The sequence below is a fragment of the Dyadobacter jejuensis genome, from assembly GCF_003149085.1.
GTDB classification, from domain to species: Bacteria; Bacteroidota; Bacteroidia; order Cytophagales; family Spirosomataceae; genus Dyadobacter; species Dyadobacter jejuensis.
The window spans coordinates 59,211-74,114 of sequence record NZ_QGDT01000006.1 but is presented as its reverse complement, the minus strand read 5'-3'; the positions used below and the strand labels follow the sequence as shown (position 1 = coordinate 74,114).

Annotated in this window: 10 protein-coding genes and 1 tRNA gene; 6 read left to right on the top strand and 5 right to left on the bottom strand. The window is 47.8% G+C overall.

The features are described 5' to 3' along the window. Positions 1-67 precede the first annotated feature (67 nt). Positions 68-436, bottom strand: coding sequence for a winged helix-turn-helix transcriptional regulator (locus CLV98_RS12905; protein WP_229203357.1), 369 nt, complete (start codon positions 434-436; stop codon positions 68-70). Positions 437-769: 333 nt separating this feature from the next. Continuing rightward, positions 770-2,923, bottom strand: coding sequence for a glycoside hydrolase family 31 protein (locus CLV98_RS12900; protein ID WP_109674752.1), 2,154 nt, complete (start codon positions 2,921-2,923; stop codon positions 770-772). Positions 2,924-4,791: 1,868 nt separating this feature from the next. On the opposite strand from CLV98_RS12900, the gene CLV98_RS12895 reads away from it, so the two are divergent. Further along, positions 4,792-5,004, top strand: a complete 213-nt coding sequence (locus CLV98_RS12895; RefSeq protein ID WP_146202276.1) for a hypothetical protein — start codon at positions 4,792-4,794, stop codon at positions 5,002-5,004. A gap of 215 nt (positions 5,005-5,219) precedes the next feature. Here CLV98_RS12895 and CLV98_RS12890 read toward each other — a convergent pair. The 3 genes from CLV98_RS12890 to CLV98_RS12880 all read right to left on the bottom strand — a co-directional run bounded on the left by CLV98_RS12890 (position 5,220) and on the right by CLV98_RS12880 (position 6,882). Then, positions 5,220-5,293: transfer RNA gene (locus CLV98_RS12890), tRNA-Arg, on the bottom strand. A gap of 89 nt (positions 5,294-5,382) precedes the next feature. Beyond that, the gene (locus tag CLV98_RS12885; protein WP_109674750.1) at positions 5,383-6,162 is read right to left on the bottom strand and encodes an enoyl-CoA hydratase/isomerase family protein; all 780 of its coding nucleotides are present in this window, start codon (positions 6,160-6,162) and stop codon (positions 5,383-5,385) included. 81 nt (positions 6,163-6,243) lie between these two features. Then, positions 6,244-6,882 carry a hypothetical protein gene (locus CLV98_RS12880; RefSeq protein WP_109674928.1) on the bottom strand — a complete coding sequence of 213 codons (639 nt, stop codon included), beginning with the start codon at positions 6,880-6,882 and terminating at the stop codon, positions 6,244-6,246. Positions 6,883-7,086: 204 nt separating this feature from the next. Here CLV98_RS12880 and asnS point away from each other — a divergent pair, with 204 nt between their 5' ends. The 5 genes from asnS to CLV98_RS12855 all read left to right on the top strand — a co-directional run bounded on the left by asnS (position 7,087) and on the right by CLV98_RS12855 (position 14,872). Next, positions 7,087-8,523, top strand: coding sequence for an asparagine--tRNA ligase (gene asnS, locus CLV98_RS12875; protein WP_109674749.1), 1,437 nt, complete (start codon positions 7,087-7,089; stop codon positions 8,521-8,523). Positions 8,524-8,751: 228 nt separating this feature from the next. After that, positions 8,752-9,966, top strand: coding sequence for a serine hydrolase domain-containing protein (locus CLV98_RS12870; RefSeq protein WP_109674748.1), 1,215 nt, complete (start codon positions 8,752-8,754; stop codon positions 9,964-9,966). 62 nt (positions 9,967-10,028) lie between these two features. Next, positions 10,029-11,969: an NADH-quinone oxidoreductase subunit L gene (nuoL, locus tag CLV98_RS12865; protein WP_109674747.1), complete on the top strand. Its 1,941-nt coding sequence runs from the start codon at positions 10,029-10,031 to the stop codon at positions 11,967-11,969. Positions 11,970-11,988: 19 nt separating this feature from the next. Beyond that, positions 11,989-13,644 carry a complex I subunit 4 family protein gene (locus CLV98_RS12860; protein ID WP_109674746.1) on the top strand — a complete coding sequence of 552 codons (1,656 nt, stop codon included), beginning with the start codon at positions 11,989-11,991 and terminating at the stop codon, positions 13,642-13,644. A 100-nt stretch (positions 13,645-13,744) separates the two neighbouring features. Next, entirely contained in the window at positions 13,745-14,872 is a 1,128-nt protein-coding gene (locus CLV98_RS12855; RefSeq protein ID WP_229203356.1) for a YhgE/Pip domain-containing protein, read from the top strand. The last annotated feature ends 32 nt before the right edge of the window (positions 14,873-14,904 follow it).

Genomic DNA, 14,904 nt, shown 5'->3' with positions numbered 1-14,904 from the left:
ATATACAAAATAGGCGTGATTGTAGTAATTCCTGGTTATTTCGGAGGGACCATGCCAGTGAATTTGGTCAAACCGAATTTTCCATTGAATATTTTTCAGCCACAGAATCACCCCAATTGGCAATAGATTGGATTAGTGGAATTAATGTTTTTCCGAAATCAGTTAAACAATACTCGACTTTCAAAGGAGGTTTTGAAGCAAAAACTTTTCTTTTGATCAGACCATCTTCTTCTAAAGCTTTTAGCTGTAGGCTCAAGGTTCTTTCGGTAACCGTAGGCATTGATTTTCTCAATTCATTATACCTTAGTTTTTCGTTTATCAAATGAAAAAGGATCACTGTTTTCCATTTTCCACCAATAATCCCCATTGTTAAACTTGCACAACACGGATATTCATTACCTCTAAAATTGAGCATTTTCACTTCTGTTGTTTTCATATCTTTTAAACGATCCTTTTTGACCGTTATAGCAAAAGTAATAGGCTATACTTAGTTTTGCAACTATAAATTTTATAGTATAAAAAAGCAGAATAAGATGATAGCAATGACAAAGAGTTTTCTGGTCCATACTGACCCCTCTATAAATAGTTTTGGAGCGTAGACTCCAGTGGACCTACAATCTTACTGTTTTTCTGTATCCACCCAAGCAAGTATTAAGGGGTATTGAAGATTCGTATCCATGGGCTCTCGTAAACCCCGGTCGGGTCAAGACACCGACCGGGGCCATTTTAGGGGCAATGAGGTAAAGATCACCGGTTATGGCCCTGAAAATTAGGGCCTGGGCGTCATATATTCCCAGTTGACCGCATGATAGTGAAACAGGTTGCCAGGCGAAGCTTTTACGGTTCCCTCGAGGCTTCCGTCGGCTTTCTTGTTTACTGCAAGTTTTGTCCAGCTATGCGCACCTCCTTCGAAGTCGAAGGTTTCACCGTCATCATCGTACAAGTCCCAGCTGTTTGCTATAGAACCGTAGTGTCGAACTGTCAATGGGAGCACTTGATCTTTTAAAGGAGCGTGCAACATCGGTGGGATCATAGGGATAATGCCTCCGTCTTTTACAAAAAGAGGAATTCTACCAGGCTCTGGCTGTGATACGACAATCGTTTCACCTTCCCCTGCTATTTTTCCCGTGTAGAAATCATACCATTTGCCTTGGGGTAGCACTACTTTTCTGCTGGTTTCCCCAGCAAAGAAGGGGGCAACGAGTAAATAATCGCCGAACATATATTGATCCTTGATGTCGCTACGGGTAGCCTGTGCATATGGATTGTCGGTAGAGCTCAGCACGGCTCCATTTGTTTTTACTTCGAAAGTAAATCCATCGATTAGATTCATGGCGCGCACTGGAGGCTTGCCCTCGTAATGGTATTGTGCGAAGGTCGTGTATAAGTAAGGAAGCAACTGCATCCGGAGCTGCATCACTTCTTTTACCTGGTCGGCCACCTCAGGGAATGTCCATGGCTTTGTTCCGTCTGCCCAAGCGTTCAGCATGGCCATTGGCGAAAAGCAAACCGATTGAAACCGTCGAAGCCACTCTTCGGAGGTCTTTGATGAACGAGCCTCTGGGGTCCATAGCACGCCAATAAAGCTACTGTTACATAGCGCAGTTATAAAGTCCTTGTGATTATAGTAGTCGTTATAGAGTACATACGGAAGTGCTGACGCACCGGCATTGGAGGCCCTTACCAAGCCGTAAGTTCTCGTATTTTTTTCACGAAACCAGTCTGAGGATATTTTTTGGAACTGCAACCCGTAGGTTTGTCGGACCTGCTCTGCGCTAAAGCCTGATGGGAATTGTGCCACGTCGGGCCACAGCCACTGGTCATATCCATCGGTTTCATCTACTTTATAGCCCGATACACCCTTGTTGATATGCTGTTCGGTAAACAGACCTTTAAATAGATCCCTGGCGGGCTTCGTATTAAAGTCAGGCACTTCCCCCACCCAGACCGTGTGAGAAGCGGTGTAAGGCTGGATACTTTTAAAAATAGGCGAACGAGATGAAACGTAAGGGTTGATCCACAGGTTGACTCGGATATTTTTGGTTAATAAATTGTCAAGAAATTGCTTGGGATTCGGAAATCGAGTGGGGTCCCATACAAAACTATTGGGATAAGAATGGGATTGCCAGCCTGGTTCCAGGCCTACAAAACTCAGGGGGTAACCTTTCTTTTCGAACTCCGCCACTTCTCTGATGATCTGTTGGTCTGAAAACAAAGTCGGCGTTCGATACGTAAATCCTAGTCCCCACTTAGGAGGGAGCGTGCCGCCTCCGCAATACAGATTATAGCGCTGAACTACCTCCATGGCTGTTTTCCCGGCAAACACATAGATTTCCGTGCCAGGTGCGGGAATAAGAACTTCGACGGCATCGGAGTAAGGATTGGGATTCCAGTTGCGCTGACTGTTCCGATCCATTTCTGGCGGAGGGTTTTTGCTGTCCTTTCTCACGGTAGTACCAGCATATATCTTGATGTAACGGGCCGAATTGATAAGCACTCCGTAACCCTTATCCGAAACGTAAAACGGAACGGGCGCATGCGTTCTACCATTATCTTTTCCAGCGTAATGATCGACCTGGAGGGTTTTGATCGTTCCTCTTTGCTGCACAGATTTAAAATTCAGCCCCAGGCCAAAAAGTTGTTCATGACGCTCCAAAGGAAAGCGCAGGTAAACTTTCCCGTCGGTGAGTCCATTTTTGCTTTCTTTTAACAGACTGGGAAAGGCAGGGGAACCAAGCTTGCCAAGAGCCTCCGTCATGGGTTTTATTCCCGCCACTCCTAGTGGTGATATCGTTTCTGGTGCTCCCACTACGGCTTTCCATACGCCGGGGGCTACCTGTTTCCATTGAAAATCATCGGTTTGAGCCCGTATTCGGTTTAAAAAGCTAATACTAAAAATAAGGAATAGGAATAGTCGTTTCATGATTTTTCTTACTGTTTTACTGGGTTTAAGAATAGGTATTAATTTTTGTTCAAGGTTTTCCATGCGAGTCCGTCCATGCTCTAAGTCGACTGATAGTTGATAAACTTATTCTCGCTCAAGCCATTATCTCAATAGACGCCGATAGCGTATCCGCTGTTTTGCGCTTTTTATGAAATGATTTTGACTTGTTCATTATTAGTGGCTGCTTCCGAACAACCTTTATTAGACAATGATATTTACTCCCTTAGGCCCCAAAGGCATTCTATAGGCATTAATCTACTTATAGGGCGGCTTGTCGGCGATCGGCCGTCGGCATTCGGCGGCATCAGTTCAAGACGGAGCACAGTCTTTAAAAAATGGAACAGACAAAATTGGACTTGATTCGATTTGACTACCGACCTAAATCCTGCAAGGATGGTTGTCGGCGATCGGCCATGGGCTTTCGGCGGCATCAGTTCTACACGGAGCACAGTCTTTAACCATGAAACAGTCAATAATCGACTTGATTCAATTTAAAAACTGACGTAAATCCCGAAAAGATGCCATCGGATCTTACGTTTGTAGCAGAATAAAAAAACCGATGAATCTCCGACTGTAGAGCAGTCGAACTGTCGGCCTTGGGCTGTCGGCATTCGGCTGTCGGCCGTCGGCATTCGGCGGCATCAGTTCAAGACGGAGCACAGTCTTTAAAAAATGGAACAGACAAAATTGGACTTGATTCGATTTGACTACCGACCTAAATCCTGCAAGGATGGTTGTCGGCGATCGGCCATGGGCTTTCGGCGGCATCAGTTCTACACGGAGCACAGTCTTTAACCATGGAACAGTCAATAATCGACTTGATTCAATTTAAAAACCGACGTAAATCCCGAAAAGATGCCATCGGCATCTAACGTTTGTAGCAGAACAAAAAAACCGATGAATCTCCGACTGCAGAGCAGTCGAACTGTCGGCCTTGGGCTGTCGGCATTCGGCTGTCGGCCGTCGGCTTTCGGCGGCATCAGTTCAAGACGGAGCACAGTCTTTAACCATGGAACAGACAAAATTGGACTTGATTCTATTTGACTACCGACCTAGATCCTGCAAGGATGGTTGTCGGCCTTGGGCTTTCGGCCGTCGGCGATCGGCTGTCGGCGGCATCAGTTCTACACGGAGCACAGTCTTTAAAAAATGGAACAGACAAGATTGGACTTGATTCGATTTGACTACCGACCTAAACCCTGCAAGGATGGTTGTCGGCGATCGGCCATGGGCTTTCGGCGGCATCAGTTCTACACGGAGCACAGTCTTTAACCATGGAACAGTCAATAATCGACTTGATTCAATTTAAAAACCGACGTAAATCCCGAAAAGATGCCATCGGCATCTAACGTTTGTAGCAGAACAAAAAAACCGATGAATCTCCGACTGCAGAGCAGTCGAACTGTCGGCCTTGGGCTGTCGGCATTCGGCTGTCGGCCGTCGGCTTTCGGCGGCATCAGTTCAAGACGGAGCACAGTCTTTAACCATGGAACAGACAAAATTGGACTTGATTCTATTTGACTACCGACCTAGATCCTGCAAGGATGGTTGTCGGCCTTGGGCCTTGGGCTGTCGGCCGTCGGCGGCATAAGTTCAAGAGACAATACAGTCTTTAACCATGGAACAGTCAATAATCGACTTGATTCGATTTGAAAACCGACGTAAATCCCGAAAAGATTCCATCGGCATCTAACGTGTGTAGCAGAACAAAAAAACCGATGAATCTCCGACTGCAGAGCAGTCGAACTGTCGGCCTTGGGCTGTCGGCATTCGGCCGTCGGCGGCATCAGTTCAAGACGGAGCACAGTTTTTAAACCTGGAACAGACCAAATTGGACTTGATTCTATTTGACTACCGACCTAAATCCTGCAACGATGGTTGTCGGCCTTGGGCTTTTGGCCGTCGGCGATCGGCTGTCGGCGGCATCAGTTCAAGACGGAGCACAGTCTTTAACCATGGAACAGACCAAATTGGACTTGATTCTATTTGACTACCGACCTAAACCCTGCAAGGATGGTTGTTGGCCTTGGGCCTTGGGCTGTCGGCTGTCGGCGGCATAGGTTCAAGACAAAAAGAAAACCGACGTAAAACCCGTAGATATGACATATTTATAAACCATAAAAAAACGCCTCACATTTCTGTAAGGCGTTGATTTTTGTGGTCTCGTAGGGATTCGAAGCCGCACGCGTCCCCGGCCCAAATCTCCTGATCCGTGGTCAGGTGCTCTATTGAAAATCATAAAAAAAGGACTTAGAAATGAATCTAAGTCCTTTTGTGGTCTCGTAGGGATTCGAACCCCAAACCTCCTGATCCGTAGTCAGGTGCTCTATCCAATTGAGCTACGAAACCGTTCCTGAATTGGACTGCAAAGATAGAGTATGTGTTTTAATGATCCAATAGTTGGGTCTTAAAAATATCGAAAAAATATAAAGAATTTTTTATTTGCCCTGATAGTCAGGCTTTTTCTTTTGTAAAAAAGAGTTGAGGCCTTCTTTGAAATCGGCAGTTTCGCTCAATTTTTGTTGATAGTGTCGTTCCAGGTCGAGCATTTGTGGTAGATCGCTGCTCAAGGACTGGTTCATTACCAGCTTCATGGCTCCTATGGCTTGGGTGGGGGCGTGGAGGTAATATTGCAGCTGTCTTTCTACGGTGCTGTCGAGTAGCTCGGCGGAAACACACTGGGCAATCATCCCCATTTGCTGGGCTTCGGAGGCGGGCACTTTGCGGCCCGTGCTGGCCAGCTCAAATGCCCTTGCGGCTCCTACTAGGCGGGGAAGGATGAAGCTAGCGCCCGCGTCGGGCATAAGGCCTATTTGGACGAACATCTGAGAGAGGTAGGCTTGTTCGCTGGCTATTACCAGGTCGCAGCTGAGGGCTAGAGAGGCTCCGGCACCTACTGCCAGGCCATTGAGTCGGCATACTACCGGCTTGGGGATATTGCGTATCGCCATAATCATGGGGTTATAATAGTCCCGAAGGGTATGGTCGACATTGAGCTTACTCAGAAAAGCGTCTTTCAGGTCGGCGCCAGAGCAAAAAGCAGTATCGCCTTCAGCGGTAAGCAACACCACCCTTACCTGCTCGTCGGCCTGGGCCAGGCCAATGGCTTGGGTGATCTCCGCGATAAGCACTTTGTTAAGGGCGTGGAATACTTCTGGGCGGTTGAGGCTAATCCTTACGATGCCTCCATGGTTTTGGAATTTAAGATATTGAAACATAAGCCTTCAAACTTAGGGTGGATCCACTGTCTCCTAAGTTAGCCAATGTATAGGTATTCCCCTAGCGTTTAGGGGGTGGAATTAGAAAAATTCGTAGATCGTCACCATGGCAATCAGTAATCCGGTAGCGAAGCCGGCGAGGGTTTGTGGAGGGGTATGGGCGTTGAGTTTAAGTCGGGCACTTACCAAGGCGCCTGCTAGGATAATGGTGACCAACAAATAGGGGAGTAGGGCTTGGTCCTGGAAGCGTAGGAATAGTGAGCCCAAAATTCCCACAGCACCGCCCATTCCGGTGGCGTGGGCGCTGATTTTCCAGTTGAGGCTAACGACGGCTACCACCATCAGCGAGAGGGTAACACTGCCGAGCAGCAAGCCTATCTGAGGGGCCAGGTTGGCGATAGGCTGCAGGTACCAGCCAAAAAAGAAGGTCGTCGCCGCATAGATCAGGATGGTGGATAGGTAGGGCCACCGCCGTTCGGGAAGGTGGTCGATATGTAAGGAGCTTATCAGCCCGAACCGATGCATATAAAACACGATAATGGAGGGGGCCACGAATGTATTCATAAATAGCAGCAGCAGGATGCTTCCTAGCGTAGCTGGTTCGAGGGCACTGACTCCTACCAGGTCGGGTGACTGGTAGAAGAGTATTCCGAATACATAGGTGGTGATCAGCAAGGGGTGGAATACGACAGAAAGATATAGGGCTAGACGGCTATTCAAATCGAAATATGGGTTAATAATGGCAGACAAATGTATGTTAATTGAGGCTTTTGCGCAATGGATTGGCGCGCTATACAAAAAACAGGCGGGAAAGGAAATAGGTTTTCGAGGGGTATTTTGTAGTTTTGCGGCGAAATTTATGTTGTACAATCTTAGCGAATTGCTGGTGGAATAACTTAAGTTATGACCAAAAACTGAAAAAGAATGGGACCGTTGCAAATTAAAGAACTATTACAAAAGGCACCTGAAGGCCAGGCCGTGACACTCAAAGGTTGGGTGAGAACGAAACGTGAAAGCAAGAATGCCATTTTTATTGCATTAAATGACGGGTCTACCATTCATAATATTCAGGCGGTGGCTGAGCCCGGCCAGTTTGCCGAAACAATAATTCAACAGGTTACAACGGGGGCTTGCCTGCGTATTGAGGGTAGCTTGGTTGCTTCCCTGGGAGCGGGGCAGTCGGTAGAAGTGAAAATTACCGAATTGGAGGTCTATGGAACGGCCGATCCAGAGAAATATCCCTTGCAGCCCAAAAAACATTCCTTAGAGTTCTTAAGGGAGATAGCCCATCTTCGCCCCCGTACCAACACCTTTGGGGCGGTACTGAGGGTGCGTCATGCGTTGGCTTTTGCCGTGCATCAATATTTTAACGACAAGGGCTTCTTCTACCTGCATACCCCTATTATTACGGCTTCCGATGCCGAAGGCGCCGGAGAAATGTTCCAAGTGACGACCTTGGACCTGGACAAGCCGCCGAGAGACGAGCAAGGAGCCATCGATTATAAGGAGGATTTCTTCGGCAGAGAAGCCAATCTTACCGTTTCGGGACAGCTGGAAGGAGAGCTAGGAGCCATGGCCCTTTCTAAGATATATACCTTTGGACCTACCTTTAGGGCCGAAAACTCCAATACGACCCGGCACCTAGCGGAGTTCTGGATGATAGAGCCCGAAATGGCCTTCTTCGAGCTTAAAGATAATATGGATTTGGCCGAAGACTTCGTTAAAACCGTTATCGGGTATGCCATGGAGCATTGTAAGGACGATTTGGCGTTCTTGCAGAAGCGCCTGGAAGAAGAGGAGAAATCTAAGCCTCAAAAAGATCGTTCGCTGCCATTGTTAGAGAAGCTGAGCTTCGTGGTCGACAATCCTTTCGAACGATTGACTTATACCGAGGCCATCGATATTCTATTAAATTCTAAGCCTCATAAAGAAAAGAAATTCCAGTATCCTGTGGGTTGGGGGATAGACCTTTCCAGTGAGCATGAGCGGTATTTGGTAGAGAAGCACTTTAAAAAACCGGTGATATTGACCAATTATCCCCGGGAGATCAAGTCTTTCTATATGAAGCTCGACGAGGATGGAAAAACCGTACGGGCCATGGATGTATTGTTTCCGGGAATCGGGGAGATTATCGGTGGTAGCCAACGGGAGGAGAACTACGACAAGTTGCTGGAGCGGGTAAAAGAAATAGGGATTGACCCACAGAATGTATGGTGGTACCTAGAAACGCGCCAATTTGGAACCGCTCCTCACTCCGGTTTTGGGTTAGGTTTCGAGCGTCTCGTACTGTTTGTAACAGGAATGGGCAATATCCGGGATGTGATCCCCTTCCCTCGTTTCCCCAAAAGCGCTGAATTTTAATATTTTTTGATTTCGACGAAAATGGCTTCCGCTTTACTAAGATGGAAGCCATTTTTATTTAATAATTAGGACATACCACATCGAAACAAGCGTCGTTCTGTGATAATAAGAAGATATTATTAGAGATACCATATATTCTGTACAGGCAAAAGGGTAAGGATAGGTAGTTTCGATCGGATATCGTTAGATTTGAGTATTGAAAAACTGAAAATGGCCATAGTATAAACTATGATGAGAAACGTGCAGCCGAAGGTGTGGTGGGGCTTGGCCGCCTTGAGTGTGATATTGGTAACTTCTTGGGGATTGACCTGGAAGGAAGTAGGGGCAGCGGATAGGGAGACTGTCTATAGCAAAGCAGAGGAACGAACCCTGGATCCTAAGCCTGTCCTGGCTACGAACCCCGAAATGGCCCGAAAGATCTCCGAAATAGAAGCGATTTTCCAGCGTAAGCGCCGTGGTGGGTTTAATGGAAATGTTTTGGTAGTACAAAATGATACCCTGCTCTACAGCCAATCGTTTGGCTATGGGCATCTGAAGGACAAAGATTCCTTAAATAAAGACTCGCGTTTCCAGCTGGCTTCCTTGTCCAAACCCATTACCGCCGTAGCCATGTTAAAATTGGTACAAGAGGGGCGGGTAAGTCTCAGTGATTCCGTTCAACGTTTCTTTCCAGACTTCCCCTATCCAGGGGTTAAAATTGACCTTTTGTTGAGCCACCGGAGTGGCCTTCCCAATTATATCTATTCTTTTCCCGACAGCGTGCGCCATGGGCAGGGCTATCCCAGCAATCAGGATATCATGCACTGGTACGCCACGGTGAAGCCTACCCCTCAGCGTTATAACCTTCCCGATCGCTCCTTCGTGTATTGCAATACCAATTATTGTGTGTTGGCGGCTATTATTGAAAAAGTTACCGGCCAGACTTTTGGGCAGTACCTACAAGAGTCTATTTTTAGTCCCCTGGGTATGGATCAAACCTTTTTGGTGACGGATACTACGGCGGCTGCCATGGCCAATCGGACGGTAGGCCATCAATATGGACGGCGCATCGCCAAGGACTATTACGATGGTGTGGTGGGCGACAAAGGTCTTTACTCGACTACAGGTGATATATACAAATTTTACAACGGGTTGTCCAAGGGGTTGATCTTGTCGGATAGCCTGAGGAACGAAGCTTTTACGCCACGTAGTTTCGAGAAACGTGGGATACGTAATTATGGCTATGGGTTCCGAATGCATACCAACCCCGATCGCACCCCGCTTTATATTTATCATGGCGGATGGTGGAAGGGCTACAACACCATACTATGGGTAAGCCCACAGTCCAAGTCGGTGATTGTGGTGTTGAGCAATTCCTATAATCGTGCTACTTACGATATAAAAGGCGTCTTGGCGGTATTGGAAGGAGGCGATGGGCCTGTGGATATCGAGAAAGAGCTTTAAGGTTGTTTGAATTCGGGCTTTTATTCGAGATATTTGCCGAATGAATCGATTTATTACCTTTTATGCCTGAGACCTCCGGTTTGTTACCTGTCTATTCTTTACTGATATTTCCTTTTGCAGCATTCCTTTTGCTGTGGTTGTCTGGTAGGCGTTTCAATGCGGTGGCTGGCTGGGTAGGTGCTTCCATAACCCTAGTAGGTTTGCTCCTGCTCCTGTTACAGCCTAGTCCTGAGGTGGTTCAGGTATTGGACTACCCTTGGCTGCGAATCGGCGATCGGGTTATAGCCTTAACCCTTCGATTCGACTCCTTAGGCTATCTGATGCTGGTGGTCGTTCATTTTGTGGCTTTGCTGGTACAAGTGTATTCTACGTCTTATTTAAAGCAGGACCCTCATTTACACCGTTATTTCGCTTTTATTCAACTCTTTCTCTTCTCGATGCTCGGGATAGTCCTGTCCGGGAATCTGTTGTTGATGTATATTTTTTGGGAGTTGGTAGGGCTGTCGTCCTATTTGCTCATCGGTTTTTGGTATCAAAAACCGAAGCCAGTATGGGCTGCTCAGAAGGCCTTCGTGCTGAACCGTATCGGGGATGCAGCCTTTCTGACGGGTATTTTGTTGTTGATTTACTATACTGGATCTACCGACTTAGATTCCTTAACCTATTCGGTAGCCACCATTCCTCCGGCTATGATGACGGTGATAGGCATTTGCCTCTTTGGAGGCTGTATGGGTAAGTCGGCACAGTTCCCGCTTTCGGGCTGGCTGCCCGACGCCATGGAGGGGCCTACACCCGTTTCGGCGTTGATACATGCGGCTACGATGGTGGCAGCGGGGATTTTCCTGTTGGCCCGCATCGTCTTCCTGCTCACTCCCGATGCGCAGCTTTTTATTGTCATTATTGGTAGCATTACCATGGTGATAGGAGCCGTTCAGGCTATGTTTGCTTGGGATATCAAAAGGGTGTTGGCCTTCTCCACCATGTCGCAGCTGGGGCTGATGGTGGCCGCTGTGGGGTTAGGAAGCTGGCAGATGGCCATTTTTCATTTGGTGACCCATGCCTTCTTTAAAGCGGGGTTGTTTTTGTCGGCTGGGTCGGTGATTCACGCCATGCATGCCGACGCCCCCTTCGACCCGCAGGATATGCGCAATATGGGGGGGCTTCGACGAAAGCTTCCCATTACTTTTATTTGTTATACGCTATGTGCCGCTTCATTGGCTGGTTTGCCATTTTTCTCGGGCTTCCTGTCCAAAGACGCCATTATTACGGAGGGGTTTTTAAATGCCTCTAATTTGGGGCAAATCGGTATCCTATTTCCGGTATTGATCCTGATGGCAGCGGGACTCACCGCCTTTTATATGTTCCGTCAGGTATGGCTGGTATTCTTTGGGAAGCCTAGGTATGAGGCCTCGGCACATCCTCATGAGTCGTCCATGGCCATGTGGCTCCCGATGGTACTCTTGACGGTACTGTCTTTCTTTTGGTGGTTTTCACTCCACCCATTCGATGCGGGACACGGCTGGTTTTTAAAATACCTGGGACTAACCGATAGTGTCCACCTGGCGTGGGTGCCCTGGGTGGCCAGTTCGGTGAGTGCCCTGGCCCTGTTGATGGGCTATCTGCAAACGGTCAAAACCAATCCTTTTGGCCTTCGTCACAAGGACGACAAGGGGCTTCAGTGGCCCTCTTGGCTTAGGGACTATTCGGAAACAGCCTATTTTATCAAACCTTTTGAGACCGTTTTTATAATGGCTGCTGCTTGCGAAAGGCGCATCATCGATGGGTTAGTCAACCTATTGTCCAAGGCCACCGTGGTAGGGGCTCATCTCATCGCATGGTGGGACCGGCTTATCGTCGACGGGCTGGTGCATATGCTAGCTGGGGGGCTTCGCCAGCTGGGTAATGGAGTTCGGAGTTTGCAGAATGGCAAAATCCAGTCCTACTTTTTGGTGACTGCTACGGGCATGGTATTGCTGTTGCTCTGGCTCTTTTTAGTGTTATAAATCATTGAATCAAATATAGATGCTTGCTCATATACTTACCTTGCTGATCGTCATCCCTTTGCTGGGAGCTTTGGGTATCACTTTTTGGCCACAGGGCGATCAAAAGTTTTTCCGAAGCATTGCGTTGGCCGTCCTATTGCTGGATTTGCTGTTGTTAATTCCCTTGACTATGCAGTTCGATACCAGCTTTGCCGGCTTGCAGTTTGTAGAAACCGTCGACTGGATAACCCTGCCCCTGGGGTCGCTGGGGGTGGTGTCTATCGATTATGCCTTGGCCGTGGACGGGATCAGTTTGCCTTTAGTACTCTTGGGGGTTCTGGTGTTGCTGGCAGGGGTGGTGAGCTCCTGGAATATCAAAGATAAGGCGAGGGCTTATTTTGCGCTATACTTGGTGCTCTCGGCCAGTATTTTGGGGTGTTTTATGGCTCAAGACTTCTTTTTGTTCTACTTGTTCTTTGAGTTTATGTTATTGCCCATGTACTTTTTGATAGGCCTCTGGGGAGGTCCTCGCAGGGAGTATGCGGCACTCAAGTTTTTTATTTATACGTTTTTTGGTTCCTTGCTGATTCTTATCGTCATGATCGGCCTGTACCTATCGGTAATAGATCCCCTGGAAACCGCCCGGTATGTGGGGCTGCAATTGCCGCCACAGGCGGGTCCGACGGAAGCTATGGCCCTTATACAGCAATACCTGGCCAACGGTAGCCTGTCGCCAGCCCAGCTCGTCCATACCTTCCGCTTCGAATACCTGGCCAATCTGGCCAACTACATTCCGGGGTCTATCCTGAATATTGACTCTGGCTTATATATATGGAATATGCCGGTTCGTATGCTAGCGTTTTGGCTGATATTTATCGGTTTTGGGGTCAAGCTTCCCGTAGTGCCCTTCCATACCTGGCTTCCCGACGCCCACGTGGAGGCACCGACACCTATCTCTGTCGTTTTGGCGGGTATCCTATTGAAAATCGGAGGCTATGGGTTTATCAGGATTGTCGATGGGTTTTTCCCTTATGAGGCCGAGTACAGCATGGTTCCGTTGGGGATATTGGCGTTAATATCGATCGTTTATGGCGGTTTCAACGCTTTAGGGCAGAAAGACCTCAAGAAAATGATCGCTTATTCGTCGGTCTCCCATATGGGGTTCGTTTTATTGGGTATTGCCGCTTTTACGGCCGAAGGTCTCAATGGCGCCATATACCAGATGGTGAGTCATGGCGTGTTGTCGTCCATGCTTTTCTTGCTAACAGGGGTGCTTTACGATCGCACACATGACCGTCAGATAGAACATTACAGGGGACTTATACGGGTCATGCCTCAGTTTACCATTTTGACCGGCATCGCCTATTTCGCTTCTTTGGGTCTGCCTGGGTTCTCTGGGTTTGTAGGGGAGTTGTTTACGCTGATGGGGGCCTTTCAGGCCGACGCCATGCCGGTATGGATTCCTGCCTTGTCTACCTTGGGGATCGTGCTAGCCGCCGCCTATTTCCTGTGGACCTATCAGCGCATGTTCTTTGGAGAGTTTTATTACAAATCGGCGGAGACACCCTTTGCAGACTTGACAAAACGCGAATACCTTCTGCTCATTCCTCTGGCCATATTGGCCATGCTATTGGGCTTGATGCCGGGATTGATTTTCGAATGGACAGGGGCTAGTGTTTCCAGTTTTATAAAATAAGCGTAGTAATAATTCCTCCTTTCACACCATGATACTCGAAGACTTTTATCAACGGTTTTTAGCTAGGTTAGAGCATTTCCTGTCCTCTGAATACTGGTTGTTGAAATTAGTAGCATGCTGTGTGGCCCTGTCGTTATTCCTGGCATTTCCGCCCTATACCCTGCTACTCGACCATTTCAGTGCCTCGGGTGCTAAGCTGGATGCCTGGTTGTTTATTCACAATCAAGCCCAGGACCTGCTACATCCTGCCGACTATACCCTGGGCGTACGTCGCGAGGCCATGGTGTTTAGGTGGGTGCTTCCGGCCTTGTACTATCTGACAGGAGGTAAGCTGCTGGTGATACTGGGGGTTCAATTTGCCCTGGCCGTAGGTTTTATTTACCTCTTAGGGCGTTTCTGTTACCAGCTTTTTCAGAATAAGGTGCTTACGGCCCTCGTGTTGCTGGCCGTTTCCAATATCTTCGTGAGTGTATGGTCCTTTGCCGATGTGCATGGATACGGAGATGGGATCGCTTATTTTTTTATTTTGCTGGCATTGACCTCGCAGAAAAAATGGGTGGTTGGCTTGGCTATGTTGGTGGCTTATTTTACAGACGAAAGGGCCGTGGTGGCTGGCGGCTATGTGCTGATATTTTGGGCTATCATTCAGGCCGATCGAGATGGGAAAGCAGATTTTTGGTCCATTCTAAAATCCATGTTTACCGGACGCAGCCTGATGGTCTGGCTGGCTTGGGTCCTCTATCTGTCCATTCGGATGTATGTGAAATATACATATTTTCAAGCACATCATTATTCGGCCGTGGGGCTACCGGTGATGTTCGAAAACCAACACCGCAATGGTATTGGAAGTAGCCTATGGACGGCCTTCGAAGGTACCTGGCTGCTGCTACTAGCTGGAGCGCTTATCTTAAAACTACAAAAGAGAAATTGGCTTTTACTCCTCTTTGTATTGGGCTTTTTGGTATTGATCACCACCGGTATCTACGTTCATGACATCGACAGAGCCTTCGGCTATGGCTTTCCCTTTATATTGTTGAGCGTTGCTATTTTAAAACGACATACGTCTACTCCAGTACTTACCCTCTTGCTATTTATCGCCATGGTATTATGTGTGCTAGAGCCTCAAGTATTTACGATGGGTTATAATAAAATTGTATGGTTGGAGCCTTTGCCGGTCAAAGGTCTGATGGTGCTGAGTAGGTATTTCGGCTGGGGGATATTTATGTGAACCGTACGCTATCCCAATTTAAGTCGACTGAT